Origin of the sequence: Methylocystis sp. JAN1 (assembly GCF_052186135.1) — a bacterium.
Classification (GTDB): domain Bacteria; phylum Pseudomonadota; class Alphaproteobacteria; order Rhizobiales; family Beijerinckiaceae; genus Methylocystis.
This window is the reverse complement of sequence record NZ_CP181499.1, coordinates 1769424-1795955: the sequence shown is the minus strand read 5'-3', so window position 1 is coordinate 1795955 and position 26532 is coordinate 1769424. Positions and strand designations below refer to the sequence as shown.

Annotated in this window: 24 protein-coding genes and 1 tRNA gene; 13 read left to right on the top strand and 12 right to left on the bottom strand. The window is 64.5% G+C overall.

The annotated features are described in order from the left end of the window. Positions 1-14 precede the first annotated feature (14 nt). The gene (locus ACNHKD_RS08420; protein ID WP_442756608.1) at positions 15-314 is read right to left on the bottom strand and encodes a transcriptional regulator; all 300 of its coding nucleotides are present in this window, start codon (positions 312-314) and stop codon (positions 15-17) included. 99 nt (positions 315-413) lie between these two features. On the opposite strand from ACNHKD_RS08420, the gene ACNHKD_RS08415 reads away from it, so the two are divergent. The 11 genes from ACNHKD_RS08415 (at position 414) to ACNHKD_RS08365 (ending at position 7382) form a co-directional block, all read left to right on the top strand. Next, positions 414-806 carry a hypothetical protein gene (locus tag ACNHKD_RS08415; protein ID WP_442756607.1) on the top strand — a complete coding sequence of 131 codons (393 nt, stop codon included), beginning with the start codon at positions 414-416 and terminating at the stop codon, positions 804-806. 13 nt (positions 807-819) lie between these two features. Continuing rightward, positions 820-1029 carry a hypothetical protein gene (locus ACNHKD_RS08410; RefSeq protein ID WP_442756606.1) on the top strand — a complete coding sequence of 70 codons (210 nt, stop codon included), beginning with the start codon at positions 820-822 and terminating at the stop codon, positions 1027-1029. Then, positions 1026-1280: a helix-turn-helix domain-containing protein gene (locus ACNHKD_RS08405; protein ID WP_442756605.1), complete on the top strand. Its 255-nt coding sequence runs from the start codon at positions 1026-1028 to the stop codon at positions 1278-1280. The genes ACNHKD_RS08410 and ACNHKD_RS08405 overlap by 4 nt, the downstream gene beginning before the upstream one ends. Before the next feature lie 34 nt (positions 1281-1314). Beyond that, positions 1315-1449, top strand: coding sequence for a hypothetical protein (locus ACNHKD_RS08400; protein ID WP_442756604.1), 135 nt, complete (start codon positions 1315-1317; stop codon positions 1447-1449). 37 nt (positions 1450-1486) lie between these two features. After that, positions 1487-2017, top strand: coding sequence for a hypothetical protein (locus tag ACNHKD_RS08395; protein WP_442756603.1), 531 nt, complete (start codon positions 1487-1489; stop codon positions 2015-2017). 301 nt (positions 2018-2318) lie between these two features. Beyond that, positions 2319-2681: a hypothetical protein gene (locus ACNHKD_RS08390; protein ID WP_442756602.1), complete on the top strand. Its 363-nt coding sequence runs from the start codon at positions 2319-2321 to the stop codon at positions 2679-2681. 189 nt (positions 2682-2870) lie between these two features. Further along, positions 2871-4130, top strand: a complete 1260-nt coding sequence (locus tag ACNHKD_RS08385; RefSeq protein ID WP_442756601.1) for a phage major capsid protein — start codon at positions 2871-2873, stop codon at positions 4128-4130. Further along, positions 4127-4666, top strand: a complete 540-nt coding sequence (locus tag ACNHKD_RS08380; protein ID WP_442756600.1) for an HK97 family phage prohead protease — start codon at positions 4127-4129, stop codon at positions 4664-4666. The genes ACNHKD_RS08385 and ACNHKD_RS08380 overlap by 4 nt, the downstream gene beginning before the upstream one ends. Before the next feature lies 1 nt (position 4667). Continuing rightward, complete coding sequence (locus tag ACNHKD_RS08375; protein WP_442756599.1) at positions 4668-5885, top strand: phage portal protein; 1218 nt, start codon at positions 4668-4670, stop codon at positions 5883-5885. Next, entirely contained in the window at positions 5882-6169 is a 288-nt protein-coding gene (locus tag ACNHKD_RS08370) for a hypothetical protein (RefSeq protein ID WP_442756598.1), read from the top strand. Before ACNHKD_RS08375 ends, ACNHKD_RS08370 begins: the two co-directional genes overlap by 4 nt. Next, positions 6159-7382, top strand: coding sequence for an integrase (locus ACNHKD_RS08365; protein ID WP_442756597.1), 1224 nt, complete (start codon positions 6159-6161; stop codon positions 7380-7382). Before ACNHKD_RS08370 ends, ACNHKD_RS08365 begins: the two co-directional genes overlap by 11 nt. A gap of 77 nt (positions 7383-7459) precedes the next feature. Here the strand turns inward: ACNHKD_RS08365 and ACNHKD_RS08360 are convergent. The 9 genes from ACNHKD_RS08360 to ACNHKD_RS08320 all read right to left on the bottom strand — a co-directional run bounded on the left by ACNHKD_RS08360 (position 7460) and on the right by ACNHKD_RS08320 (position 23409). Further along, positions 7460-7534: transfer RNA gene (locus ACNHKD_RS08360), tRNA-Gly, on the bottom strand. A gap of 63 nt (positions 7535-7597) precedes the next feature. Beyond that, positions 7598-8998, bottom strand: coding sequence for an ATP-binding protein (locus ACNHKD_RS08355; RefSeq protein ID WP_442756596.1), 1401 nt, complete (start codon positions 8996-8998; stop codon positions 7598-7600). Positions 8999-9013: 15 nt separating this feature from the next. Continuing rightward, positions 9014-12496: a double-strand break repair helicase AddA gene (gene addA, locus ACNHKD_RS08350; RefSeq protein WP_442756595.1), complete on the bottom strand. Its 3483-nt coding sequence runs from the start codon at positions 12494-12496 to the stop codon at positions 9014-9016. Continuing rightward, complete coding sequence (gene addB, locus ACNHKD_RS08345) at positions 12493-15588, bottom strand: double-strand break repair protein AddB (protein ID WP_442756594.1); 3096 nt, start codon at positions 15586-15588, stop codon at positions 12493-12495. Before addB ends, addA begins: the two co-directional genes overlap by 4 nt. Positions 15589-15593: 5 nt before the next feature. After that, positions 15594-16286: a nucleotidyltransferase family protein gene (locus ACNHKD_RS08340; RefSeq protein ID WP_442756870.1), complete on the bottom strand. Its 693-nt coding sequence runs from the start codon at positions 16284-16286 to the stop codon at positions 15594-15596. Between the two features lie 28 nt (positions 16287-16314). Further along, a complete protein-coding gene (tsaE, locus tag ACNHKD_RS08335) occupies positions 16315-17853 on the bottom strand; it encodes a tRNA (adenosine(37)-N6)-threonylcarbamoyltransferase complex ATPase subunit type 1 TsaE (protein WP_442756593.1) in 1539 nt (512 codons plus the stop codon). Next, positions 17850-20363 (bottom strand): ATP-binding protein, encoded by a 2514-nt coding sequence (locus ACNHKD_RS08330; RefSeq protein ID WP_442756592.1) that lies wholly within the window; start codon positions 20361-20363, stop codon positions 17850-17852. Before ACNHKD_RS08330 ends, tsaE begins: the two co-directional genes overlap by 4 nt. Before the next feature lie 388 nt (positions 20364-20751). Beyond that, positions 20752-22158 (bottom strand): adenosylhomocysteinase, encoded by a 1407-nt coding sequence (ahcY, locus tag ACNHKD_RS08325; RefSeq protein WP_442756591.1) that lies wholly within the window; start codon positions 22156-22158, stop codon positions 20752-20754. Positions 22159-22296: 138 nt separating this feature from the next. Next, positions 22297-23409 carry an ISAs1 family transposase gene (locus ACNHKD_RS08320; RefSeq protein ID WP_442756808.1) on the bottom strand — a complete coding sequence of 371 codons (1113 nt, stop codon included), beginning with the start codon at positions 23407-23409 and terminating at the stop codon, positions 22297-22299. A 163-nt stretch (positions 23410-23572) separates the two neighbouring features. Here ACNHKD_RS08320 and ACNHKD_RS08315 point away from each other — a divergent pair, with 163 nt between their 5' ends. Continuing rightward, positions 23573-24076, top strand: coding sequence for a TerB family tellurite resistance protein (locus tag ACNHKD_RS08315; protein ID WP_442756590.1), 504 nt, complete (start codon positions 23573-23575; stop codon positions 24074-24076). Between the two features lie 6 nt (positions 24077-24082). Continuing rightward, positions 24083-24886 carry an SDR family NAD(P)-dependent oxidoreductase gene (locus ACNHKD_RS08310; RefSeq protein WP_442756589.1) on the top strand — a complete coding sequence of 268 codons (804 nt, stop codon included), beginning with the start codon at positions 24083-24085 and terminating at the stop codon, positions 24884-24886. Between the two features lie 139 nt (positions 24887-25025). On the opposite strand, the gene rpmF is transcribed toward ACNHKD_RS08310, so the two are convergent. Beyond that, complete coding sequence (rpmF, locus tag ACNHKD_RS08305; RefSeq protein WP_016919986.1) at positions 25026-25214, bottom strand: 50S ribosomal protein L32; 189 nt, start codon at positions 25212-25214, stop codon at positions 25026-25028. A 105-nt stretch (positions 25215-25319) separates the two neighbouring features. Further along, positions 25320-26345, bottom strand: coding sequence for a glycoside hydrolase family 25 protein (locus ACNHKD_RS08300; RefSeq protein ID WP_442756588.1), 1026 nt, complete (start codon positions 26343-26345; stop codon positions 25320-25322). Positions 26346-26532: the final 187 nt, after the last annotated feature.

The window sequence follows — 26532 nt, the reverse complement described above, 5'->3', positions numbered from 1 at the left end:
ATCGGTTTCCCTCCTCAGCTTGGGCTATCAATAGACTTTTTCTTTAGCCGCACGCCCGGCCCACCGCCATTCTCGGGGATGAATTCGACGCCGGCCGATTCGAGGGCAGCGCGGATTGCCGCGAGGTTGTTAGCCATCATGGACGGCGCCCCATCATTTGCCTCAGCGCGACGCACGGTCATGACGCCGACATTGGCGGTTTTGGCAAGATCCTCGACTGTCCATCGGATCAAGGCCCGCGCCGCTCGCATCTGCGCCCCAGTGAGCATTTTTCGACCATCCATGAAAAAGAATTGATCATCACGCGATGACATGGTAACGAATCTATCGCATGAATAAATTTCTACCACGATTGCCGCCGCCGGGAAACCCCTTCCCGGCGAACGCCATCGGCTTGCCTGAAAGGACCAACCATGACTTCGCAACCCACGCCTTCCCGCCGTCTCTTCCTCGCCGCGGGCCCGGCGAGCGCCGTCTTCGGCGCGCTTTCGCAAGCCGTCGCTCGAGCGCCCGGCGAAGACGATCCGATTATACAAGCTCTCGCAGAGGTCGACCGCGCCCACGCCGCTTATGAGCAAGGGTCGGACGTTTCGTCGGACGAAGCATACGAGCGCATTTGCGATGCTGAAGCCGAACTGTTCTCGACCAGGCCGACCACGCGCGCCGGAGCCACGCGGCTATTGCGATACATCGCTGATTTTCTCGACCAGGATGACGTCATCAACGACTCTCTCGTCGGCGCGACGATCGGAGATTCGATCCGCGACGCCATCGCTGTCTTCGAACGCCAGGCGCTCGCCGGCTGAAGGGAGGCTCGCCATGTCGATCGCCAATAAGATACTGCTTACCGAACAGCCGGCCCGTAGAGGTTTTCTTCGCACGCTGATTGCCGCCCCTGTGGCCGCGCTGGCGACCCACAAGCTCATCCTCCCGGCTCCGGCGCTTATCACCCCAGAAGACGCCGCCGCTCGCACTGAATTCACCGACACGCCGCGCGCTGCGCAATCAGTCGCAGAGGAGCGCCTATGACCGCGCCTGACCGCATCGACTTCGCGACGCCCGAGGCTGGCGTCAGCATCCGCCCAGCCGTTCTTACCATCAAACAGGCAATGGCCTATGCGCAGATCGGCCGCACAAAGCTTTTCGAGCTGATTAAGCTCGGCGAGCTCGATGCGCGCAGGCTTGGCACGAAAGTCGTGATTTTCACGTCATCGCTCGACGCCTATCTCTCCGCGCTGCCGCCAGCTCGAGTTGCCGCGAAAGAGGATGCGGATAAATGAGCGGCCCCGTCACTTTGTCGAGATTCCGCGCGGGATGCGCGAGCGAATCGAGGGCGCGATCGAAGGCCTTATTGCGCTTCTCGACGCGATCGATGGCGACACGGATTTCGAGGACGAAGAGCCGGAAGAGCAATTCGACGCCGAAGGCCACGGCGCCGGGTTTTATTGAAGTGAACAGCCCGCGCTCTCAGAGAAAGGAAACTCACATGAAAGCGAATCGCGCGCCACGCAAGCATTCGCCCAGCCGGGCGACGGGCGCTACGCAGAGCGGCGAGAGCGAATGCCCGGTCGCGAAAATAGCATACGAGATTTACAGAATGTCAGAAGTCTATGAGGCCGCCGAGCGCGCCGTGCTCGACGCTCCTTCTTATGATTTTGGTCTCAGTAAATTAGTGAACGTTTCAGGTGAATTCCGGGAAGGCTTAATGGAGTGGGCGACGTTTCTTCGTCCGACAAGCCCCATGGGCGCTCTTCTTCAACTCAGCCTGATCTATGATTTTACGGAAGAGCTCGGCGCCATTACTGACCCCGCCTCTAAAGCAACAATATCCGAAGAGATGAGAATGGAATCTCGCAAATTGACGTCGAAAATTAATCGACTGACTTACGCGCTTGCAGAATATGTCGAGGGCGTCGCAGGCGACACGCTGGACAAAGAGGTTGCGGAGAAGCTCTTGCCGCGACGGCTCTCGCCCTTTGCCACACTCGACGAAGCTACGCGCCGCGACGGCGCGTGAGAGGCGGGCTGGCCTCTTAGCCCTGTTGCGGGCGTAGGCTGCGCGTCTGGCGTCAATTCATGCGCGCGGGCGAATTTTTCCGCCCGACTCCAAAATCTGATATTGACAGATTATGGGCAGCCGGTCAGTATTCTGTAAATAGCAGAGGGAAGACGGTATGGCCCCGACCTTAATGGAAATCGCAGGCGCTGTTGGAAGCACCTACGATTTCATCAACAATTTAATTCGCCGCAAGCTCCTGACCACGCATCTTAGCGATGCTGGCCCCGGAGTGCCTCGCGTGTTCACGCGCGAGAACGCCATGGAAATCGCATTCATCGCGGCGCTTGTCGACATTGGGCGCGCTCCCATCGTCGCCGTCGCGATCGCCGAGCGGTGGCTTGCGAAGGAAGCTCGCGGCGAACTCGCGCCCTGGTGGGTCGAGAATAGCTTTTCTGGCGAGGGGAGATTTCTCGGAAGCTCTGTCGAAAAGATCACGCTGGCGCAACTCTCCGCAAGCGCTCCTTTTCACGACGACATTGGCGAAGGCGAGATCGTGAGTGACGAAACGGACACTTCCGGTTCGTCTTCCGGCTGCAAACCGGCGACACGCCTTGCCGCAATCCACATTGCCGAACTGGTCGGGCGCGTCGACGCGCTCTTCCGGCCGGAGACGGCAGGCTGAACGAATTTCGGGGCATGGTGTGAGGGCCACGCGGGCGGCCCAACAGCGAAAAGGCGGATGGCAGCCCCGAGAAGCGCAGCTGAAGTGTGCCTCAATCCGCCAAGTCCGCACCCAATTCAGAAATCGCCCGCTTGCGTGGGTGGTGGCCCGCCGTGAGGCGCGCCCGTCCCAACGATGGAAGGAATTCAAATGCCCCGACTGCCTGACCTGATGGAAAAGCGCAGCGCGCTCGTCGACGAGATGAGCACGCTCGTCGCGAAGGATATGGCCGGAACGCTCGGCGACGAAGAACGCGCGCGTTTCGAGACGCTTGACAGCGAAGTGAAGGCGCTTGACGACAGGATCGCCCGCGCTCGCAAGGTGGAAGCCTATGAGCGCGTCGCCGACGCCGATCCTGTGACGGGCGGCCCCGGCGCTCGCGACTTGCGCGGATATTCGGTAGCCCGCGCCCTTCGCAGCTCGCTCGCCGGCCGGCTGGACGGCCTCGAGGGCGAGATGCACGCCGAGCTGTCCAAAGGTCGCGAGACGCGCGGCATCATGATCCCCGTCCAGGTGTTGCTCGGCGAGCGCCGCGCAGCTGAAACCCGCGCCATGACCACGGGCGGGAGCGCCGGCGCGTTGAAGGGAACCGATCTCATGTCGGAAGCTTTCATCGATCGCCTGCGGCCGGCGCTGATAGTCGAGCAGCTCGGCGCGACCGTGCTCGGCGGGCTTGTCGGAAACGTCGACGTTCCGTGCCTCACGGGCTCGGCGACGGCCTCCTGGGTTGCTGAAGATGGGGTGGCGTCCCGCACCGATCAGACCTTCGAAAAAGTGAGCCTGGCGCCGAAGACCATCGCCGCCGAGACGCAATTCAGCCGCCGGCTGATGTTGCAGTCCGACCCGACAATTGAGGGCATCGTTCGCAACGATCTTTCGTGGGTGCTCGCGGCCGGCCTGGACGCGGCGGCGATCAAGGGCGACGGGGCGAATGAGCCCACCGGTATTCTCGCGACCGCCGGCTTGCAGACCGTGGCGCTCGGAACCGACGGCGCGGCCCCGACGCCCGATCACATGGCCGACCTCATCGCGCTTCCTGAAATCGCAAACGTCAACGCCCCACGCTCTTTTCTCACAAATGCGAAAGTGAAGAAGGTCGCCAACAAGGCCAAGGACTCGCAGGGCGAATATTACGGGCTTCCTCAGTTTTTCATGAACGAGCCCTTCGCCTTCTCGAACCAGGTTCCGAGCAATCTCACCAAAGGGACGGGCACGAATTTGAGCGCGATCATTTATGGAGCCTGGTCGGACCTGTTCATCGCCTATTGGAGCGCCGTCGACGTTCTGGTGAACCCCTATCACCAGGACGTCGCCAGCAAGGGCGGCGTTCTCGTTCACGCCTTTCTCGACGCCGATATTGCCTCGCGCCACGTCGAGAGCTTCTCGGCCATCGTGGACGCCGTCGCATGAGAATGGAGCGGCGCGCCCTTCCGCTCGAAATCCGGGCCGCGCGGAGCAATCCGCGCCGCCTGGAGGGCTATGCGGCGACCTTCGGAACCGAGACGCGCATCGCCGATTTCGTCGAGACGATCCGGCCGGGCGCTTTCGCCGCCTCTCTCTCCAGCGGGCGCGACGTTCTCGCGCTCGCCGATCACGATCCACAGCGCGTCCTCGGGCGCACGAAAAGCGGCACGCTGCGGCTTTCCGAGGATACGCGCGGCCTCGCTTTCGCGATTGATCTTCCCGATACGCAGGCCGCGCGTGACATGCTGGCGCTCGCCGAGCGAGGCGACCTGGGCGGCATGTCTTTCGGCTTCAACGTCGACGCCGGCGGCGACGCCTGGACCGGGAACCACCGCGAGCTGCGGGCCGTGACGCTGCATGAAATTTCCGTGGTCTCGGCGTGGCCCGCTTATGACGGGACGATCGTCGAGCCCCGCGCGCGCCAGCGCGCCCCCCTGACGCGCCATCTCGCGCGCCGCTACCTCGAAATTTTGCGAGGCTGAAATGAATTTTTGGGGACGGCTGGCGCAATTCTTGAAGGTCGAGAAGCGAGTTGCGACGCGCGACGCTTATCTCGGGGCGTTTTTTGACGGGCGTGGCCACGGCGGCGCTTCTCCGGATGCCGTTATTGCAGCTCTCGGAGTAGCAACCGCTTGCATTGCTCGCCGGGCGCAGGGGTTGGCCAGTGTCCCTTTGTGCGTTCATCGCAATCTTGGTCCTTCGAACGCCATGCGCGCCGAAGATCATCCGCTTTACGACGTGTTGAATACGCGCCCAAACGATTATCAAAGCGCCTACGAACTGCGAGAATTTTTGATCCGGTCGCACGATTTGCTCGGTAACGCCTATGCTCGGATTGAGCGAGACAATCGCGGCCAGGTAACTGCGCTCCACCCGTTTGCGCCGACAATGGTGGCGATCGAGCGACTTGCGGATGGCCGCCTAAGGTATCAGGCGACGGATTTCAGCGGAAAGGTTTGGACTCTTCTACAAGAAGAGATGCTCCACGTCAGGGGTCCGAGCCGCAACGGCATCTACGGATTGTCGCCACTCCAAATCGTTCATGGCGCTGTTGGCTTGGCTATTGCAGCCGATGAATTCGCGAGGTCATATTTCGCCAATGGCTCAACGCCAGACGGCTATATCACCTATCCGAATTCCACCTCGAAAGATCAGCCCGACGAAATTCGCAACCACTGGATGTCAAAACATGGCGGCGCGAACCGTTTCGCTGGGCCGGCTGTCTTCACGAATGGTGGAAAGTTCGAATCGGTCCGCATCAACGCCGACGAAGCGCAATTGCTCGACTCGCGGAAATATTCCGCGGAGGATATTGCGCGCATTTTCGATTGCCCTCCGACGAGTGTCGGCATTGTAGACCGTTCGACCTATTCCAACACCGAGCAGGAAGCGCTTGCGCTCGTCCGAAACTGTCTCGCGCCTCTCGCCGCGCGTTTCGAAAGCGCCTTCGCACGCTGCCTTCTGACAGACGCCGGCCGCCGCAAATACTTCCTGCGGCACGATTTCTCGGAGCTGTTGCGCGGCGACATGAAGACCCGCTTCGAAGCCTATCGCCTCGCGCGAGAGGTGGGAGTTTACTCTCCCAACGACGTGCGGCGGCTCGAAAACGAAGCGCCAATCCCCGGCGGGGACATCTATCACATGCCGGCCAACTGGACGCAGCTCGGCGCGGGCACGATGAACGGAGGCGTTGCGGCATGATGAGCGACAAGGCTCCTCCAACGCCAAAGAGCCGCGCACAGGGCGCCGTTCGTTCGCAGGGCCTCTTTCCCTCGGAAGCCGAGATCGCGCGCCGCCTCTCGCAGACGCCGGCCGAATGGGCGGCGAAAGCCATCGTCCTCGAGCGCGACGGCCTGCCCCGCGTCGATCCGATCATGGGCGGGCGCTTCTGGCCCGCCGTCGAAGCCTACTGGCGCCGCCGCTACGGTCTGCATAGCATCGAGCCGTCACAACCTGACGGAAAGGAAAACCTCGATGCCCTCTGATTTTCCCGGCCTCAAAAGGAGGCGCAACAAAGATGGGACGGCCCGCCTGTATTGGGTGGCGCGCCCCGACTTGTGCAAGGCGGGCTATCGCCCGCGCACCGTCCCGCTGCACTACGACTGGAGCGACGAATCCCAGCACTCCCTCATTTCGTCGGCATGCATGAAATTGCAGGCCGAAATGCTCGAATGGTCGGCTGGCCGAAAGGACACGCATCGCCCCTTCGACGGGACGGTCGCCGCGCTCGTGCGCCTGTATCAGACCGATGAGGCCAGCCCCTACAAACGATTGAAGTGGAATACGCGCCGCACCTATGACCAGGTGCTGGAAACGCTCGAAAACGCCTTTGGCGAGCGCGCGCTGGTCTGCCTGGGCCTCAAGGACTTTCGCCGATGGTATGACGCGGCGAGGAAGCCCAAGACGCCCGGCGGCGCCCAACGCGTCCGCAAGGCCCACGGGCTTATCGGCATGGTCCGCCGGCTCGTGTCCTATGGCGTCGCGGCGGAATTGGCGGAATGCGCGCGCCTGGCCGCGATCTTGCGCGAAACCTCATTCGAGCAGCCGGCGCAGCGACGGACGCGGCTCACGCTGCAGCATGTCGAGGCGTTCATTTCGGCGGCGATCGCGCAAGGGCGGTTCTCTCTGGCTCTTGGGACCGCGCTGCAATTCGAGACGACTTTGCGCCAGCGCGACGTGATCGGCGAATGGGAGCCGATCGAAGAAGGCCAGGAACGATCAGGAATCGTGCTTCGCGGCCGGCGCTGGGTGAACGGCCTGACATGGTCGGACGCGCTCTCCAACGACTTCGAAATCTACAAGGAGACGACGAAGACGGGAGCGATCGCGGCGCATGATCTAAAGCTCTGCCCTCTCGTCATGAAGGTCGTCGGCATGATCCCGGCCGATCGGCGCGTCGGGCCGCTCATCGTGGACGAAGAAGCCGGCCGCCCCTACGCCGAGCACGCCTACGCCCGAGAGTGGCGAGTCATCGCCGACGCGGCGGGCGTCCCTCAAGGCGTCTGGAACATGGATGCGCGGGCCGGCGGCATTTCGGAAGCCGACGACGCCGGCGCCGCTCTCGATGACATTCGATCGCAAGCCGCGCATGCGCAGGCGGCGACAACCGCCCGCTATGTGCGGGGCACGATCGGGAAGTCCCGGAAAGTCGCCAAACTGAGGGCCGCGCACCGCGCGGAACGTCAGTCGAACGATTGATGGGGAACGCGATGGGGAACGCGGGGAACGTGTAGATCAGCGGTAGGGCGATAAACGATTGTCAATGCTCGTGAATTTGGAGCGGGCGAAGGGAATCGAACCCTCGACATACAGCTTGGGAAGCTGTCGTTCTACCACTGAACTACGCCCGCGCTCCGCCATGTGTAGCGCGTGTGCGAGCCGGTTTCAACGAGGAAGCCGCGCCCGGCCCCGCTTTACGCCGCCTCGCATTCGGCCGCCGCCTTGGCCCGCGGCAGGGTCACCCGCACGATCAGCCCATTGGGCGCGCGGTCGCGCATGTCGACCGCGCCGCCATGACCCTCGACGAGCGAACGGACGATGGAGAGGCCGAGGCCGAAGCCGCTCTTCTCGCCGACGGTGCGGCCGGACTGCCCGCGCACGAATGGCTCGAACATGGTCTGTTTAACGGCGTCGGGAATGCCGGGGCCGTCATCGGCGACGTCGATCTCGAAGAAGCCGTCCGGACGCTCCGCCACGTCGATCTCAACCCGATTGGCGTGATTGACGGCGTTCTCGACGAGATTGGTGAAGACGCGATGCATCTCCGACAGCGATCCCCGCATCATGAGGGTCTTGTCGCAAGCGTAGCGCACCTTATAACCGAGATCGTTGAACTCGTCCGTCACCGTCTGGATCACGCTGCCAAGATCGATCATGGAATGGTCGCTGCGCTTGTCCTGCGTGCGCAGATATTCGAGATTTTTACGCAGCATGGCGTCCATGAGATGGATGTCCTTCTGCATCTTGCGACGCAGGTCTTCGTCCGCGATGAATTCCGTCCGCAGGCTCATCCGGGTGATGATGGTCTTCAAATCGTGACTGACCGCCGCGAGAATATGCGTCCGCTCGGCGATCATGTCGAGAATGCGGGCCTTCATGCCTCTCAAGGCGCGCGCCAGATCCCGGATTTCACGCGGTCCTCGCTCGATCAACGGCGTCTTGAGGCCGTCCCGGCTCGGAAAGGATTCCGCCCGCTTTGAAAGCTCGTCCAGGGGGGCGATGATATAGTTCGACAGAAAGATCAAAATGATCGAGGCGCTGATGAAAAACAGGAAACCCGCGCGCCCCCAGCGCGTCATTAAGAAGGGGTAACGGGGCTCCGGCTCCGAGAGCCAGCGCCACAGCAATCGCGACGGCTTGCGATGTTGAGCGATGGAAACGACGGCGTAACCGCCTTTCTCGAGCGCCAGCGCCAGCGTGTCATGCTTGTTATGCAGCGGCGTCGTCGCGAAAGCTTTTGTGGCCCCGGCCAGATGGGCGTTGACGCGGCGGATCTCGGCGGCGAAGATGGGCTCGTCCATCTGCATCGCAACGGGCTGGTCGTCCCTTATGACGATATTCGCGTAAGGCGCGGCGAAATGAATCTTCTGAATGAGAGCGCCGCGCTCGGAGGCGGGAACGGAATCGAGCGCCAAAAGCACGCCCGTCAAAAAATCCGCCTCGGAAACATAGTGCCTGCGGCCCTCCGCCTCCATCACATGCAGCATCACGACAATAAGGATTTGATAGACGACGATCGAGCCGAGGATGAGAAGCGATATCTGACCGAGCAGATGATCGGGCCTCAGCCGGCGAAGTAGGTCCGACGGGATCATTTGGCGTTGCTTCTCTTATGCATTTCTCCCGCGCGCTTCCATGCGGCCGGGAACGGCGCTAGAGGCGCTTGCGAGGGCCGCCGCGAGCGCCTCTCCCAGCGCCACGTCCTCCGCTTCGACCACGGACGCGTTCTGTGTCCATATGATGACGCAGCGGATGCGCTTGCGGGGATAGAGCGGCGCCAGCGCGGCGCGATAAAGGGCCAGTTGGCGCAGTTGACCGGGCCCGGCGACGGCGACCGGCCGGCCGGTCTTGAAGTCCGCGATCAGGACTTCATCTTCGGTCTCAGCAAGACGGTCGATCCGCCCGGAAACGGCAAGCCCATTATCGAGAGTCGCGACAATATCCACCTCGGCGGCGGATTGCGGGCCGAAAAGACGGCTAAGCTTGGGATCGTCGACGATGGCGAGCGCGCTGTCGACGATCCTCCGACGCGCCTCGTCTGCAAGACCCGGCCCGCGCAGCTCGAGGAAACGCCGCGCCGCATCCAACCGGCGCTCCGGCGCGCAGCCCGGAAGGTGCTGCAGCAGCGCATGCGTCAGGCGGCCGATCAGCGCGCGCTCGGCGTCTCGCCGCGTCGGCGCGCTCCCGCCCATGGCCGCGAACGCGTCGGCGCCGGCGAGCGCGCTCGACGGCCGCACGGGCGGCGCGGGCGCGGTCTCCGGCGGCGCGGGCGTCATGGCGAAGGCGGGGATCGGGGTTTCGGCGCTCCCGGCGGCGGCGCGCGCAAGATCATGCCGGAGAGGCGCGTTTCCGCGCCGGAGAATATATCCACCCGGACCGTCGGGATCGGGAAGCTTCACGCAACCGGGCTCCAGCGCCTGCACGATCATATCATGCCAGCAACCTGCCGCCGGGCCCTTTTCGCCGTGATAGCCGGCGATATAGAGCCGCTCCTCCGCCCGCGTCATCGCCACGTAAAGCAGACGGCGATGCTCGGCGCGCTCCGCGTCGCGGCTGGCTTCGCGCGCATGGAACACTGCGATCGGATCATGGTCTTTCCCCCGCGCCCAGACGAGCGACAGGCCGTCCTCGGCGCCGAGCGTGAAGAGCCTGGGGTCGTGCTTTCCCGCGGGCGCGCCGCAAGTGTCGGGGAGGAACACGATCTTCGCCTCAAGCCCCTTCGCGGCGTGCGCGGTCATGACGCGAACCGCCTCTCCCGCCGCTTCCATATCGCGCTTGATCGAGAGATCGAGCGTCTCGATCATCGACAGGAAGGCGACGAGCGAGGGCGACTGCTCGCGCTCGAAGGACAAGGCGAGGCGCAGAAACTCGTCGATCGCGTCATTGGCCTCCGGTCCCAGCCGCGCGACGAGCCGGCGGCGTCCCCCGCCGGGGCCGAGCACGCCGCTGTAGAACTCGAAGGGCGCCATTGACGCCGCATCCCCGCGCCAGGATTCGATGCGCGCGGCGGCTGCGCGATCCTTCGCCTCGCCGCTTTGTGCAAGCGCGTCGTAAAGCGAGCCGTGGCGGGGCGGCGCCAGACGAATCAGATCGTCGTCATCGAAGCCGAGCAGCGGCGACTTCAGCGCCGTCGCGAGGGTCAGGTCGTCTTCGACGAGCAGAGCGGCGCGCCCGAGCGCGACGAGGTCGTTCACGGCGATGTGGTTTGTGAGATCGAGCCGATCCGCGCCCGCAACCGGGACATTCGCCGTCTTCAAAGCCCGAATCAGCGCCTCGAAAAAGACGCCGCGCTTTCGCACGACAATGAGGATGTCGCGCGGCTCGACAAGACGAAGGCCGTCCTTGTCGTGGACGCATTCGCCGCTACCCGGCGCGAGGAGAGCTTTGATCTTTGCGGCGATCTTTCGCGCCAGTCGCTCCGGTGGATCGTCGGCCGTGACAAGATCAGGCGGCAGCCGCCAGTCCTCCGGCGCCTGCTTTTCGAGCGGGCCTATCGGGTTCCAGATTTCAACGAGCGCCGCGACATGCTTCTTGGCCGCTTCGTGCATGAGCGGCGGCTTGTCGGGATCCGGGTCGCAAGTGAGGCCGACGCCGTTTTCGCCGAAATTGAACACGTCATCCACCGCCGACAGAATTTCCGGCGCTGAGCGGAAGGACTCGACGAGGCGCACATATTCGAAACGCTGCTCCACCGTGCGGAAGGCGCGTTCGAAAACGCGCCGCATGGAGTCGAATTTTTCAGGCGCGGCGCCCTGAAAGGAAAAGATCGACTGCTTGTCGTCGCCCACCGCGAAAAAACTTCGGAGCGCGCGCCGCGCGCCGGCGCCCACGCAGAATTCCTTGGCGATGGCTGTGAGAATGTCCCATTGTCGCGCGCTTGTGTCCTGCGCTTCGTCGAGCAGGATATGATCGATCTGCGCATCGAGCTTGTAGAGCACCCAGGACGGATTCGAGCGGTAAAGGAGACGGCGCGCGCAGTCGATCAAGTCGTCGTAATCGAGCAGATTGCGATAACGCTTCGCGCGCTCATATTCGGCGACGATAGCGTCGCCGAGCAGGGCCAGCGCGAGAGAGCGCTCGACGGCCGCCGCCGCCTTGCGCTTGTCGATCAGCGTCGCAAGACGGTCGCGCTCCGCTTCCATCCGTTCGACGACGCCGGGCGAAAGCTTTTCCAGCCCCGCCGTGACGATCTTTTGCTTGCCGGCGCCGCGCGGCTTTCCGTCATTCGTGTAGAACACGGAAATGTAGCGGTCGACGCAAGCCGCATCGGGGGCGAGCGCGATCGCTTCGTCCAGAGCCCTTGCGAGCTTTTGGTCGTTCGCCGAGCCCTGGCGCAATATGCGTGCGAGGTCCCGCCACCCGTCTATGTCGGATGCAATTTCCGCCTCGACGTCTGCAAGCTCTTCTTCGGCCCCTAGCCCAAGTCGCAGGCGCAGGCGACGCGCATAGTCGTCACGTTCGAAAGCCTGCGCGAGCGCGTCGCGTTGGGTGAGCAGTTCATCACAGAGGCCGTCGAAGCCCCTCTCTGTCGTCTCGCGCGCAATGAGTTGCAAGGCGTCATGCAACGGCCCAGGCGTGCGCTGCGCTTCAAAGATTGCGCGCGCTTTCGCGGCCTGCAACAATTCGGCGCGCGACACGTCGTCCACGACCTGGAACCCCGCCGGCGCATTGGCCTCGAAGGGGAAGATATGCAGCAGCTTCTCGCAGAAGGCGTGGATGGTCTGGATTTTGAGGCCGCCGGGCGTCTCGACGGCGCGGGCGAAGAGGCGCCGCGCGAAATCGAGATCGGCTCGGGTCGGCGCTCCCGCGCCCGTTCCCTCAATTTCCTCCGTCAGGGCGTTGTCGTCGAGCAAGGCCCATTGCGCGAGCCTGTCGAAGACGCGCGCTGACATGTTGGCGGCGGCCGCCTTGGTGAAAGTCAGGCACAGGATCTGCGAAGGGCGCACGCCTTCGAGCAGCAGCCGGAGAACGCGCTGCGTCAACACATAGGTCTTGCCGGAGCCTGCATGCGCCGAGACCCAGGCCGAGACATGCGGATTGGACGCGCATCGTTGCGCGCGGATCGTGGTCGAGACGTAGCCGCGGTCGCTCATGCGCCGTCTCCGCCGCCGCGCGACCATTCCTTCACGCGCGCGAGGTGATCGTAATCGCCCTCATGCGCGACGAGCGCGACGAAGGGCCGAGACGGATAGGTCGTCCGCGGCTCTCGAAACTGTGAAAGCATTTTGACAAGTTCTTCACGATGCTTCGCGACGACCTCCCCGAACCTCGCGTCGAATTTCAACGGCTGCGTCTTGCCGCCGTCCTTCAGCCCCACATAGGCCGCGCCGGCGACGCGATGCGCGCCGATCTCATCGAAGGCGCCCGCCTCCACCATCGCCGCCTCGAGCGTGAGCTGCGGCGCAAAACCCGCCTGCACCTGCTTCATCGTCGGCGGCTTGCCGGTCTTGTAGTCGAAGACGTGCGCTTCTTTATCGAGCCCGATCTCGATGCGGTCCGCCTTGGCCGTCAAAGTGAAGATGGAGCCGTCCGCGAGCGTGAGCCGCCACGACGCGGATTTCTCCATATATATCACGGCGCGTTCCGCGCGCCTTTGATGTTCAAAATCCAGCGCATGGTCGAGACCCGCGACAAGGCGCGGCCAGGAAAAAGTCTCGAAAGCCGGATCCGCGAAAAACTCGGAAAGCCCTTGCCGCGCAATGGCGAGAAGCTCGTCGCGCGAGTCATGCGGCAGGGGGCCGCTCGGGTGGCCTCGGACAAATTCCTCCAGCGCGGCGTGAATGGCGGTGCCGAGCTCCCGGGCGCCGATCTCGGCGCCGAGCGGTTCCAGCGGTCTGAGTCTCAGAATTTGTTCGGCGAAGATCGCATAAGGGTCGCGGCGCAGCACCTCGATGCGCGTGACGCTCAGTCGCTTCGGCCGCAAATCGATCGACGGACAAGGCGCCGGGCGAGGCAGCACGACGAACTCCGACGCCCGCGGCCGGTCGAGCGCCATGGCGATGTCGAGCATGGCCCGGCCGCGCGCGCGGCAGGCTTCCATCGCGTCGCCGGCGAGCGCTTCGAGACGCGTGAGAAAGCGCGACGCTACGGTCGGAGATCCGTCACGCTTCGCCGCGCGGGCGATGACGACGCTCTTCGCGCCGAGCGCCATGACGACGTCGTGCGCGCTCTGGCCGATGCGCCGCTCGGGCGGCGAAAGCTTCAATTGCGCGCGCATCGAGCGATTGAGAAAGGCTCCCGTCTCCGTTTGCGGCGGCCACACGCCTTCATCGAGACCCGCAAGCAGCATCAGATCCGCCTCGATGAGACGCGCTTCGAGCGGACCGAGAATCTTCAGGCGCGGATGCGCGCGTCGCGGGCCGCGCAATGTCGTCTCGAAGGCGACGCGATCGAAAAGCGCCGCATATGATGAAGCATTGAAGCCCGAAGGCGCGCTGGCGCGCGCGAGCCTGTCGAACAGGTCGAAAAGCGCAAGCGGCTCTTCGCCGTCGCGTTCTCCGGCGCCTTGCGTCGCTGCGTCGAAAGCGGCGCGATGCGCCAGCGCGAAGCTTTGCAAATCATCGGCGCCCTCCAGCCCGCGAAACGACGCGAAGGCTGTCTCCATGTCCTGAAGCAGGGATTCGATGCGGCCCCATTGCACGGGTTCAATGCGCCGTGCGGCAGGGTAAGCATGGGCGCCGGCCGCATTCTCGCGCGCTCTTGCGACAGCGGCGGCGTAGCTCCTGTCTCGTGGCGAGACGGCGCGCAAAACACCGATTTCGAGCAGGGGCGCCAGCGCGTCGATCTCCTCGCGCGTTCGCCCGAACAATGCGAGAGGATGCGCGAGCAACGCGGCGATAGCGACGGCGTCGAGCCCGTTCGCGCCAATCGCGGCGACGTGTCGGGCGAGCGCGCCGGCCGGCGTCGACGCGAGCGAGGCGCCGCCCGAGTCATCGATGTCAATGTTGAAGCGGCGCAGTTCCGCGGCCACGCGCCGCGCAATATTGCGATCGGGCGTGACGAGCGCCGCCGTGCGCTCCGGCGTTTCCAGCGCCTCGCGCAGGAACAGCGCGAGCGCGAGCGCCTCCATCTGCTCGTCCGGAGCTTCCAGAAGGGCGACGCCCTCGAGCGCGTCCTGAAACATCTCCCGATTGGCGACGCCGAAATCGCGCCAGGCGGATGTCGCGTCGGCGGGCAGCATCGCCTGCGAAACGAGCCTGCGTCGTTGCGCCGTCCTTTCCGGCGCGACGGCGAGCTCGCCTATATCGGCTCGCTCGAGCTTCATGACGGCGAGCAGCCGCTTGAGCATGGCCTGCGGATGCGTGAAAGCGGGCTCGCCGCTCCCCTCCCCGACTTGCGACCACGCTGCGGCGTCCATCTCCAGATCGAGACCCGGCAGCACGACGGCGCCGTTCTCCAGCGCGGCGATTGCGGCGAGAAGCCGAGCGGTCGTCGGCTGCGCGCCTGTCGAGCCGATTGCGATGACTGGCGCATGATCCGTTGCGCTCGACAAGCGGGCAATCTGCGCCTCGATGAGCCGCTTCTGGCGCATGGAGGCGTCGACGAGGCCGATTTCTCCCAGGATCTCCGGCCATTGCTCCAGCGCGATGCGCAGAAAGGCGGTCGTTATCGACCAATATTGGTCGAACGCGCTGTCGTCGATGGCGCGCCCAATGGCGTCGGCGTCGACGCCCTCGATAATGAATTCGTCGATCAGCGCGCCTAGATCGGCGGCGAGCGCATAGGCGCCGGCAGGAGACGCGGCGACGAGGAAAGGCTCGCTTTCGTCGTAAACGAACTGACCGTCGTCATCGGCGGAAACAATGGCGCTTGTGATCGCCTCCGACCATTTGGCCACGAGTTGCGCCAACAGCAGACGCCGCTCCAGTTCCTGGATCTGCGGCCGCGCGGCGTCGTCGAAATCGCCTCCGAATTCCCCGAAAACCGCGGATGTCTCATGCTCGTCCAATCCGCCGAGCGGCTGGATGCGGGGCAAAAAGATCGCGCCCTTGTCGAAAGCCCTGGCGAACTGCGCAGCAAGCGCGCGCCCGGCGCGCTGCGTCGGCACATAGATTGTCGCGCGCGCCAGTTCGAGCGGCGGCGTGTCTCGCGACAAAGACGGGACGATCTCGCCGGCGAGAAAAGCGTCGACAAAGGTCTCGAGAAATGGCGCGCCTGGCGCAATGGTGAAAACGTTGCGCCTCACGCCCGTCACTCCCCGAGCGCGGCGATCGCCTTCTCGGCCTCTTCAATCGCGGCCGCCGTGCCGACGTGTAGCCAGAGCCCGCTCGAGACGACGCCGAAAAGACGCCCCTTCTCGGCAGCCGAGAAGAAGAAGGGCGCGAGCTTGAAAACGTCCTGCGTCTCCTGCGCGAAAAGCTGCGGCTTGATCAGGCCGACGCCGGAATAGACGTACGGCTTCGGGCCCGCGCGGCGGACGATGCGGCCTTCGGGCGACAGATCGAAATCGCCCTCCCAGTCCACTCCCACGCTGCCCTGCGTCGGCGAGAGCAGCAGGGCGGCGTCCATCTTTTCGGCGTCCCAGGCTTGCGCGAGCGCAAGCAGGTTGGATCGCGGCGCGCCGAACCAGAAGGCGTCAGTGTTGCAGATGAAGAAAGGCGCGTCGCCGATGAGCGGCAGAACTTTCTTGATGCCGCCGCCCTGATCGAGAAGCTGCGCGCGTTCGTCGGAGATCACGATGCGCGGCTCGCGGCGCGAGGCGAGATGCGCCTCGATCTCATCGGCGAGATGATGCACGTTCACGATCGCCGTATCGACCCCCGCGCGCGCGAAATCGTCGAGCGCATAGTCGATGAGCGTGCGGCCCGCGACCGAAACCAGCGGCTTCGGCGTCGTATGGGTCAACGGGCGCATGCGCGTGCCGAGACCCGCCGCGAAGACCATCGCGATCTTCGGCACGGGCGCGCCGCCTTCAGCTTTTCTCGAAAAGTCCCGGGAGATTGGATTCATACCAAGATTTTATCTCAGCCAGCGCGGCATGGCGCAAGCTCTTCTTCAAATAGGCCTCGACGCGCGGCATATGCGCCAGATATTGCGGCTTGCCGTCGCGCTGGTTGAGCCGCGCGAAAATGCCCAGCACCTTGGTCGCGCGCTGCGCCGCGAGCGTCATATAGGCCTTCGCGAAGGCCGCCATGTCGAAGGATTCGTCGGCGTCCCTGCGCAGCTTGGCGTAATGTGCGAGCAGCCGCAGCTCCAGATCGTCCGGCACGGTGACGCGCGCGTCCTGGCCGAGAGAGGCCATGTCGTAGGCGGGATGGCCCAGCACGCAGTCCTGGAAGTCGATGATGCCGACGCGCTTGATCCCCTCGCGGCTCTCAAGCCAGAGCAGATTTGGCGAATGGTAGTCGCGCAGCGTCCAGGTCGGCGGCGCGCTCGCAATATCGAGCAGCGCCTGGCGCCATAAATTCGCGAAGACCGCGCGCGCGCCGGACGCGACGCCCGCCTTCCTGTGCGGGACATACCATTCCAGCAGCAGATCGACCTCGATCAGCAGGGCGTCCAGGTCGTAGGGCGGGATGTGATAATTGCCCGCGCCGTCGATCGGCAGCGCCTCCGGCAGGCGCTGCGAATGAAGATGCGCGAGCGCCCCGGCGGCTTCGAGATAGCGCTCCTGAATGGGGCCGTTCTCGTCGACGACGCCTTCGCGGCCGAGGTCTTCGACGATGAGCAGCCCCGCGTCGAGATCCTGCCCATAGATTTCCGGCGCCGAAAGCCCGTGCGCCCGAAGACCATGCGCGATGGCGACGAAGGGCTTCACATTCTCGGCGAGCCGCGCGATCGCGCTGTAGGATTTCCCGTAGCGGATCGGCGGGCCGTCAGGACGCGGCGGCGAAATCATGAGGATCGCGCGCTGGCCGTTCGGCTTCACCAGCGTTTCGTAGGCGCGCGACGAGGCGTCGCCCAAAAGGAAGCTACGTCGGGCGTCGGCCCAGCCCTCGCGGCGCAACAACTCGCGGAGCGCCTTGAACGATTTGAGCCGTGGCGCGAAAGCCCCGTAGCCGGAGATGGTCAAGCGCCGCGCGTCGCGATTGTCCGCGTCGGCGAAGCTCAGCCGCACGTCGAGCCGGTCCTGCGGCAGGACCTCCGGCGCGCGCTCCGCCCATTCGGCGAGAACGATCGCGTCCTCGACCGCTTCCTCCCAGCCAAGGCCGGAAAGCTCCGCCGCAGAGCCGATACGATAGAAATCCGCATGCACGATCCGCGCGGCGTCACCCTCGTAGATCTGCATCAGCGTGAAGGTCGGGCTCGGCGCCTCGACGGTCGGATCATCGAGCAGTTTCCGGATCAAGGCGCGCGCGAATGTCGTCTTGCCCGCTCCAAGATCGCCGGCGAGCGTCACCGTGTCGCCGTTCTTGAGCAAGGTCGCCAGATCGGCGGCGAGGGCGGCGGTCGCCGTCTCATCCGCGACCTCGACGCGCCACACGCATTTGCCCGCGGCTTCGTCGGTCATTGCGCGCCTCCTTCGCTCGCGGCGGGCCGTGCGTCGTCCTGAGCCGCGCGCGCCGGAAAAACGCAGGTGACGGTTGTGCCTTCGCCGGGCGCAGAGTCGATGAAGACCTTGCCGCCATGCAGCTCCATAAAGGCGCGCACGATGGAAAGGCCAAGACCCACGCCGCGATGGCGCGAGCCCGCAGTATGGGATTCGAAGCGCTCGAAGACGCGCTCCAGCACGTCCGGCGGGATCCCGCGGCCGCGATCCGTGACCTTGAAGACGATCTCGTCGTCGCGCCGCATGGCGGCCAGCGTCACGGTTTGGCCCGGGCTCGAGAAACCGATCGCATTCGACAGGAGGTTGAACAGAATCTGCCGGACGCGCTTGGCGTCGCCCCGGAAGGTTCCAACATTGTCGAGCGCGACGATCTGCATGTCGATCGAGTTTTCGGCGAGACGGTCCTGCACGCCCTCGATCGCGGCGCGCATCGTCGTCATCACGTCGACATCGGAAAATTCGAGCTCCATGGCGTCTTCGTCGATCGTCGCGAGATCGAGAATGTCGTCGATGATGGCCAGCAGCGCCGCCGAGGACTTGCTGACATAGCCCAGATATTCGAACTGGCGCGGATTGAGCGGACCGGTCGACTCCTCACCGAGGAGATGCACGAATCCGTTGATGTTGTTGAGCGGCGAGCGCAGCTCGTAGCTGACGTGGTGAATGAAGTCGTTGCGCAGCTTCTCCGCCGCCATCAGCGCCTTGTTGCGCTCGGAAAGGGCGCGCTCGGCATTCACGTCGGCGGTCACGTCCACGAAAGTCAGCAGCGCCGCGCCGTCGAGCAGCGATTGCGCGGTGCAGTCCAGCACGACGCCGTCGCTGCGCTCGATGCGCCGGGTGAAGCCCTCGCGCATGTCGTTAAAGCTCGTGACGAAGCCCTGCAGCCTGGCCCAGGTCTCTTCGTCGTCATGCAGCGTCTTGCACTGCGCGACAATCGACTCGAAGCGCGGCTTCTGCGCCAGTTCGTCGGGATGGAGACGCCACATCCGGACGAAGGCGGGATTGCAGAAACCCAGCCGTCCATCGGCGCCGAACACGGCAACGCCCTCGTGCAGGGTCTCGAGCGTTTCGCTTTGCGTGCGGTTCAAGGCGTTGAAGCGCGTCGCGAGATCGACCGCCTCGGTCGTATCGTCATAGAGGTAGGTGACGCCGCCTTGAGGATTGGGATGAGCGACGACGTCGACGATGCGCCCGTCCGGCAGATGCCAGGTGTGGCGCATCGGATCGTTCGAACGATAGGCCTCGAACAGCCGCTCTTTCCAGGCTTTGTAGTCGGATTCCGCCGGCAGGCGGCCATCCGCGCGAATCCGATCGAGAATTTCGCTGTCTGTCGGCTTCTGATCGAGAAAGGCGGGTCCGAGCTGCCAGAGCTTGGCGTAGGCGTCGTTGTGATAGGCGAGACGGCGGCTGCGGTCGAATATGGCGACCGCCGTCGGCAATTGATCGAGCGTGCGCTTATGCGATTGCATCTGCTGCTCGAGATCGTCGCGCACGGTCTCGACTTCGTTGCGGTCGATCGCCATCGCGGCCGCCATTTCAGGCGACGCGGTCTGCGTGACGTCGAGCATGTGGCGGGCTCCCGCGACGATGGCGGGAACGCGGGCGCGCCAGACCACGCCTTTCGCCAGCGCTTGCGCGGCCTCGGCGCGCGCGGATTGATCGAGAAGCTCGAGCCCCCGCGCGATGGCGTCGGCGGCGTCCCTCGCCTCCACGGCCGAAACATAGGCGTTGTTGACATAAGCGAGCTTGCCCTTGGCGTCGCGCGCCCAAACGGGCGTCGGCGAAACATCAAGCAGCGCGTGCAGGCCCGCGAGCCGGCCTTCCGTTTCCACGTAGCGCTCGCGCAAACCGATGAGCTCCAGCCGGTCGCCGGAAACCTCGCGAATCCGCAAGACGGCGCTGCCGCCGATGGCGCGGCCCTCCGCATCGAAGTGACGCCCGGCGAGGCCCGCGAGGGGAAGACGGAAAGCTTCGCCGTTCTTGCGCAGGCGATCGACGGCGGCCTCCAGCGCCTGTGCGTCCGCCGGCGCGAGCCAGGCGCCGAAGGCGAGAATGCGGCGCGGCGCGACCGCAGCCTCCAGCACGAGAAGCGTCGAAGCGCTGATGTCGGGTTCGCCATCCGGCCCGGTCCAGGCGATGAAGGCCTGCGGCTCGCTGGAAAGAAAGATTCTGGCGCGGTCGACCTTGGCCCGCGCCTCTTCGAGATCCGCGACAAGCTCCGCCTCGCGGCGACGCCATTGCTTGCGCTCGCCGACATAGGTAAGCGCAACGACGGCGGAAAAAAGCGCGAGCCCGCCGCTGAAGGCGAAGCCGACGACGTCGGAGTCGATGGGAATCTCGGTCGCCACTCCCAAGACCTGTCCCAAGGCGGGAGCGGAAAAGATCGCGCCGCAAAATGCGACGGCGCCGCGCGCCAGCCGCGCGCCCCGCGATAAAACAACGCCGGAATGCTTTCGGCCGCGTCGCATCATGAACGAGACGTTTCCTTTCGCGCGCAAACCAGCTTAGGCCTCCTGCGGACCGGGCTCCAGTGGGACGATTTGAGGTGCTCATCACAACAACGCCGCCAGGGCCATGCCGACGCACGCTCCCGTAAGGCCGCGCGCGCGGACGCCCGCCGCCCCTAGGGCGAGGGCGGGAACAAATCGGCTGTCGGCGGAGAGCCCGCCGCGCTTCGCCGACGACGCTCGGTACGAATCACCCCAATCTAGAACGCGTTTGGTTAAAACGGAATCGTGTTTCTGTTCGTCGATGCAAAAAACGGCCCCGCTTCCGAGAAACGGGGCCGCATATTCGCAAGCCGGAAAACGAAGGACCGCCGCCGGGCGGCCTGGGGCGGCTGCGCCCGGCGGGGTCGCCTCAGTAGCGGTAGTGTTCCGGCTTGAACGGGCCGTTGGCCGGCAGGTTCAGATATTTCGCCTGCTCCTCGGTCATTTTGGTGAGCTTGACGCCGATCTTGTCGAGATGCAGCGCCGCAACCTTCTCGTCGAGGTGCTTTGGCAGCGTGTAGACGCCCACCGGATACTGGCCCTGCTTCGTCCACAGTTCGATCTGCGCGAGCGTCTGGTTGGTGAAGGACGCCGACATCACGAAGGACGGATGACCTGTCGCGCAGCCGAGATTCACGAGGCGACCCTCGGCGAGCAGGATGATGCGCTTGCCGTCCTGGAACTCGATCTCGTCGACCTGCGGCTTCACATTGTGCCATTTGAGATTGCGCAGGCCGGCGACCTGAATCTCCGAGTCGAAGTGACCGATGTTGCAGACGATCGCGCGGTCCTTCATGACGCGCATGTGGTCGACCGTGATGACGTCGACATTGCCTGTCGCGGTGCAGAAGATGTCGGCGCGCGGCGCGGCGTCCTCCATCGTCGTCACCTCATAGCCTTCCATCGCCGCCTGCAGGGCGCAGATCGGATCGATCTCGGTGACGAGCACGCGGCAGCCGGCGTTGCGCAGCGACGCGGCCGAACCCTTGCCCACGTCGCCATAGCCGGCGATGCAGGCGACCTTGCCGGCCATCATGACGTCGGTGGCGCGGCGGACGCCGTCGACCAGCGACTCGCGGCAGCCGTAAAGATTGTCGAATTTCGACTTCGTGACGGAGTCGTTGACGTTGATCGCCGGCCAAAGGAGCTTGCCTTCCTTGTGCATCACATAGAGGCGATGCACGCCGGTTGTCGTCTCTTCCGTGACGCCCTTGATGGCGGCGGCGTTGCGGCCGTACCAGCCCGGATTGGCCTTCAGGCGCTTCTTGATGGCGGTGAAGAGGACTTCCTCTTCCTCATTGGTCGCCTTGTCGAGGAAGGCCGTGTCGCCGCCCTCTGCGCGCAGGCCGAGATGGATGAGCAGCGTGGCGTCGCCGCCGTCGTCCAGGATCATGTTCGGGCAGCCGCCGTCGCCCCATTCGAAGATCTTGTGGGTGTAGTCCCAATAGTCCTCGAGGCTTTCGCCCTTGACGGCGAAGACCGGGGTGCCGGTGGCCGCAATAGCGGCGGCGGCGTGATCCTGCGTCGAATAAATATTGCACGAGGCCCAGCGCACGTCGGCGCCCAGCGCCTTCAGCGTCTCGATGAGGACCGCGGTCTGAATCGTCATATGCAGCGAGCCGGCGACGCGCGCTCCCTTGAGCGGCTGCGACGGGCCGAATTCGGCGCGCGTGGCCATCAGGCCCGGCATCTCGGTCTCGGCGATATTGAGCTCCTTGCGGCCCCATTCGGCCAGCGAAATATCGGCGATGGCGTAATCGTTGAAGTGAGCGGTCATGCGGATCCTCTGCTCGGGAAGGACGGCCGGCGCCCCGGCGCTGGCAAGCCTATAGCAGGGCCTAGGACAGAAGGCAATAAAGATATAAAGATTTGTTTATGTCATAGGGTCGCCAGCTTTAGGCATGCCGGGCCAGGGCTATCGCATTTGACCGAGGACGGATCTGGCGAAGGCGTCGGACCATCCCGAGCGTTTTCGCTTCCGGCGGATGGAGATTTCGGGCCGCGAGCGTTTGAGGACATTGAGGGCGAGCTTGCGGATGGTCGCGAGATTTTCCGCCCCGTTGTCCTTGCGGTTACGGGCCCTGTCCTCGTCGAAGGTCACGTCCAGCACCCAGTGCACGCCGTTCTCGATGCTCCAGTGGGCGCGGACCGCCCTGGCGAAAGCTTCGGCGGACAGCTTCGCGGAAGACAGGTAATAGCGGCAAGATCGCGTGGTCCTGCCCTCGCGCTCGACCCTTGCATCGATCCGCCCGATGGTCGAAAGCCCCGGCATCGCCGGGCGATCCTTGTCGCCCTTTGGAAACAGCCAGCCGACATCGTGAACGACCGCGTGGCGGCGCGTTTCCACCCGGCCATGATCGGCGTCCGTCGTCTCGAAGGTCTCGGCGACGACGGACGCAGGGTCGGCGAAAAACGTCTCGACATCCTCGAGCGTCGCCGGGCGATTGGCCTTGAGCGCGAACAGCCAGTCGCCGCCGCGATCGAGCACTTTCTGCGCCGTCGGGGCGTTGCAGTGGATGGCGTCGGCGGTCACCAGCGCGCCGGTCAGGTCGAGCAGGTCGATCAGCGCCCGCGCCGCGGTGATCTCGTTGCCGCCGTCCGTCACCGCCTTCTGGCCGATGACCAGCTTGGCGTCGGCGGCGAAGGCCGTCACCACATGCAGCGCCGAGGCGCCTTTGGCCTTGTCGAAGGAGCGGCGCAGCGTCTTGCCGTCGATGGCGACGACGCCGGCGCCATCCTCTCCCAGCGCCTCCAGAAAGCGCCCGAAACAGGCTGCCAGCGCCTCCGGATCGATCTGCCGGAACAGTCGCGAGAACGTGTCGTGGCTCGGCAAGCCGTTCTCAAGGCTCAGGAACTCCCGGAACAGCTCCTCCCGGTCCTCCGCGAAGTCGGCAAATTCGACGCAGCCCTCGCAGCCGCAGATCGACGCCGTCAGCGCAATCATCAGAATATCCAGCAACTCGTGACGGGTGGCGTTGCCGCTCCGCGGATCGGGAACATCCCGCAAGATCGTGATCAACAGGCTCATCGGCTCCTCGCGAATCAGAACCAATGACAGAATCCATTCCAACGCCCCGCGCTACCTCATTTCGTCAAATGCGATTCCCCTGATGCCGGGCGCGGCTACCCTTTCGTTCCTGCCTGTTCTATAGCAGGGCGACGCTACCTCTCGCCGGCAGGCAAAATACCCCATGTTCGACGCGCTCAAATCCTTCATCGCCGAACTCACCGGCGAGACCGAACGGCCGAAGCCTTTCGAGGCGGCCGATTACCAGCTCGCCGCCGCCGCGCTTCTTGTGCATATCGCCTCCATCGACGGCGATTTTGATGACGACGAAAGGGCGCGCATCCAGCAACTCGTGGAGGCGCGTTTTGGTCTCCCGCCGGATGAGGCGCGCGCGCTGATCCAGGACGCCTATGAGAGCGAGCGCGAGGCGGTCGACCTCTATCGCTTCACCAGCGTGCTCAAGCGGCGCCTGGACGAGGACGGCCGCAAGCAGGTGATCGGCATGTTGTGGGATATGGCCCATGCCGACGGTTCGGTGCACGAATTCGAGGAAAACGTTGTCTGGCGCGTCGCCGAGCTGCTCGGCGTCCCGACCCGCGAACGTGTCGAACTGCGCCGCGAGGCACGCGAGGCGATGGAAAATCCCCCGCCAATGGATGGCGGCCCCTGGGAACGCCCCAAGGAGTAACTTTTCATGACCGACGTTTCAAACGCCCGCCCGGCGGCTGTCGTCACCGGCGCGTCGGAAGGAATCGGCGCGGAGCTCGCCCGCGTCTTCGCCGAAAAGGGCCACGAGGTGGCGGTGGTCGCCCGACGCGGCGACCGGCTGGCGACGCTTGCCGACGAGATCGCGGCCAAGGGCGGCAAGCGGCCGACCGTGATAGAGCTCGACCTCCTTGCGAACGGCGCGGTGGACGCGCTTGCCGGCCGCCTCGCCGAGGCGGGCCTCGTTACGCAATATCTGGTCAACAACGCCGGTTTCGGCCTCATCGGCTCCGCGGCCGAGCTCGACCAGGCCGAGCAGCTCGCCATGATCGACCTCAATGTCCGGGCGCTCACCGCTCTGACTTTGCGTTTCATCCCCGAACTGTCGCGCACAAAAGGCGGCGTGATGAACGTCGCCTCCGTCGCCTCCTTCATGCCGGGGCCTGGTTTTGCGGTCTATTACGCAACCAAGGCCTTCGTGCGCTCCTTCAGCGAGGCGATCTCCTATGAATTGAAGCCCTCGGGCGTGAAAGTGTCCTGCCTCTGCCCAGGCCCGGTCGCCACCGGCTTCCAGGCGCGCGCGGGCATGAGCTTCGAGGGGCTGATGGGCGCAATGAAGCCCGCGCTGGTTCCGGCGGAGGAAGTCGCGCGGCAGGGTTATGACGGGCTGATGGCCGGCAAGCGCGTCGTCGTGCCAGGGAACGTCAACAAAGTCATGGTGTGGAGCGCTCGGCTGTCGCCGAGGGCGATCCTGCTGCCGCTGCTCGGCGCTGCGCAGATGAAGCGGGCGTAATATCAATTCCGTTCGCCGTGCGGCCGCCATTGCGAGGAGGCCTTGCCGACGAAGCAACCCCAGGGGCGTCATAAACTCTTGCGATCAATAAAAAAGCGGGCGTGAAGCCCGCTTTTTTATATTGCGAATCAAGACCCGCTTATTCCTCGGCCGATTTGACTTTCAGCACCTGACGGCCGCGATACATGCCGGTCTTCAGGTCGATATGGTGCGGACGGCGCAGCTCGCCCGAATCCTTGTCCTCGACATAGGTCGGCGCCTTGAGCGCGTCGGCGGAACGGCGGAAGCCCCGCTTCATCGGGGAGGTTTTTCTCTTCGGAACGGCCATTTTCTTGTCTCTCTAAACAGCGAAGGCCGCGGGCGCGTGCGCCACGCGGCGGGAAACTGGTGCGGGGCGTATACGCGAAAACGCGCGCGATGGCTACCCCTTCCCTCACCCCTTGTCGGGCGGATTGTCGATCCCAACCGGCGGCACGGGGGCGCCAGGGGCGGGAGCGTCTTTCTCATAGGCGCCCTTTTCGGCCCCCTTGAGCATCGCCGGATCGTCCTCGATCAGCTTGTTGGCCGCGCGTTCGTCGACGACGGGCTTGGGTGCCGCCGCCACCGGATGCGCCCGCATCCCGGTGGTCGAAGCGAGCCAACTCTTCCACTGCTCGAAGCTGCCGTTGAACGTGTTCTGGTCCACCGCGCCGACGATGCCCGGCACACGACCGTCGGAGCGATATTGCCAGAACGTCCATTTGCGGTCGCCATAACGGACCTTTGGATGGTACTTCGTCGAGCGCACCCAGATCGGATATTCCGACAGCGCGTCGGGCTGCAGGATCGCCTGATAGAAATCGACCGACGAATAAATGATCGGCTTCTTGCCGTAATGGCGCTCCATCGCCTCCAGCATGATCCGCATGTCGCGGATCGCTTCCTCCCGATAGAGCGTGCGTTTGCAGCTCTTCGATTCCGGCGTCGGCTCCACATCCAGCACCGGCGGCAGGGCGTCGGTTTCGTTGGGCACGACAGAAGCGAAATTGGCGATCTCTTCGTGCGGCGGGCGGCACCAGTAGACGAAGTGATAGGCGCCGCGCGGAACGCCGGCGGCCTTGGCTGCCGCCCAATTATATTGGAACTTGGAGTCGGCCTTGTCGCCGCCCTCGGTCGCCTTGATGAAAGCGAAGGCGACGCCCGAGTCCTTCACCTGCTCCCAGTCGATGTCGCCCTGATATTTGGAGACGTCGACGCCATGCACGGCGAATTCGGCGCTGCGGGTAGCCGGGAACAGATGGAGGTCCGATTCCGGCACCGCATAGGCGAGGAAGCTCGGGTCCTTCTTCGCGTTCACCAGCGGCGCGCTGGTGGCGAAACGGGGTCGGCGGGCGTAGCCGGGATCGTAGCTGCTGCCGCAGGCGGCGAGAGTCGCCGCGCTGGCCGCAACGACGCAGGCGAGCGCGGAGGAACGCGACACAGAAAAATTCAACGAGCGCATTTCGTCAAATTATCTCCACAGGCGGCAACGAAGCGTTAACGCGCCGCGCCGGGAAAGCAAGACGCTGCGATTCTTATTGCGACGCCTTTGCAGCGGAAATGTGTTGGCGCGGGGCGTTTCAGTCCCGCGCCGTCCGGAAAACCTGGCGCTGGTCAGCGTTAAGCGC

Excerpts from the sequence above, each read along its gene's own strand:
- ACNHKD_RS08340 (WP_442756870.1), bottom strand. The coding sequence starts at position 16,286 with ATGGTCTTCGCGGCGGGTCTCGGCACGCGCATGCGCCCGTTGACCCAT.
- ACNHKD_RS08415 (WP_442756607.1), top strand. The coding sequence starts at position 414 with ATGACTTCGCAACCCACGCCTTCCCGCCGTCTCTTCCTCGCCGCGGGC.
- ACNHKD_RS08320 (WP_442756808.1), bottom strand. The coding sequence starts at position 23,409 with ATGAGCCTGTTGATCACGATCTTGCGGGATGTTCCCGATCCGCGGAGC.
- addA (WP_442756595.1), bottom strand. The coding sequence starts at position 12,496 with ATGAGCGACCGCGGCTACGTCTCGACCACGATCCGCGCGCAACGATGC.
- ACNHKD_RS08310 (WP_442756589.1), top strand. The coding sequence starts at position 24,083 with ATGACCGACGTTTCAAACGCCCGCCCGGCGGCTGTCGTCACCGGCGCG.
- ACNHKD_RS08410 (WP_442756606.1), top strand. The coding sequence starts at position 820 with ATGTCGATCGCCAATAAGATACTGCTTACCGAACAGCCGGCCCGTAGA.
- ACNHKD_RS08420 (WP_442756608.1), bottom strand. The coding sequence starts at position 314 with ATGTCATCGCGTGATGATCAATTCTTTTTCATGGATGGTCGAAAAATG.
- ahcY (WP_442756591.1), bottom strand. The coding sequence starts at position 22,158 with ATGACCGCTCACTTCAACGATTACGCCATCGCCGATATTTCGCTGGCC.
- ACNHKD_RS08365 (WP_442756597.1), top strand. The coding sequence starts at position 6,159 with ATGCCCTCTGATTTTCCCGGCCTCAAAAGGAGGCGCAACAAAGATGGG.
- ACNHKD_RS08385 (WP_442756601.1), top strand. The coding sequence starts at position 2,871 with ATGCCCCGACTGCCTGACCTGATGGAAAAGCGCAGCGCGCTCGTCGAC.
- rpmF (WP_016919986.1), bottom strand. The coding sequence starts at position 25,214 with ATGGCCGTTCCGAAGAGAAAAACCTCCCCGATGAAGCGGGGCTTCCGC.
- ACNHKD_RS08330 (WP_442756592.1), bottom strand. The coding sequence starts at position 20,363 with ATGATGCGACGCGGCCGAAAGCATTCCGGCGTTGTTTTATCGCGGGGC.
- ACNHKD_RS08355 (WP_442756596.1), bottom strand. The coding sequence starts at position 8,998 with ATGATCCCGTCGGACCTACTTCGCCGGCTGAGGCCCGATCATCTGCTC.
- ACNHKD_RS08390 (WP_442756602.1), top strand. The coding sequence starts at position 2,319 with ATGGAAATCGCATTCATCGCGGCGCTTGTCGACATTGGGCGCGCTCCC.
- ACNHKD_RS08375 (WP_442756599.1), top strand. The coding sequence starts at position 4,668 with ATGAATTTTTGGGGACGGCTGGCGCAATTCTTGAAGGTCGAGAAGCGA.
- tsaE (WP_442756593.1), bottom strand. The coding sequence starts at position 17,853 with ATGACCGACGAAGCCGCGGGCAAATGCGTGTGGCGCGTCGAGGTCGCG.
- ACNHKD_RS08380 (WP_442756600.1), top strand. The coding sequence starts at position 4,127 with ATGAGAATGGAGCGGCGCGCCCTTCCGCTCGAAATCCGGGCCGCGCGG.
- ACNHKD_RS08400 (WP_442756604.1), top strand. The coding sequence starts at position 1,315 with ATGCGCGAGCGAATCGAGGGCGCGATCGAAGGCCTTATTGCGCTTCTC.
- ACNHKD_RS08395 (WP_442756603.1), top strand. The coding sequence starts at position 1,487 with ATGAAAGCGAATCGCGCGCCACGCAAGCATTCGCCCAGCCGGGCGACG.
- ACNHKD_RS08405 (WP_442756605.1), top strand. The coding sequence starts at position 1,026 with ATGACCGCGCCTGACCGCATCGACTTCGCGACGCCCGAGGCTGGCGTC.
- ACNHKD_RS08315 (WP_442756590.1), top strand. The coding sequence starts at position 23,573 with ATGTTCGACGCGCTCAAATCCTTCATCGCCGAACTCACCGGCGAGACC.
- ACNHKD_RS08370 (WP_442756598.1), top strand. The coding sequence starts at position 5,882 with ATGATGAGCGACAAGGCTCCTCCAACGCCAAAGAGCCGCGCACAGGGC.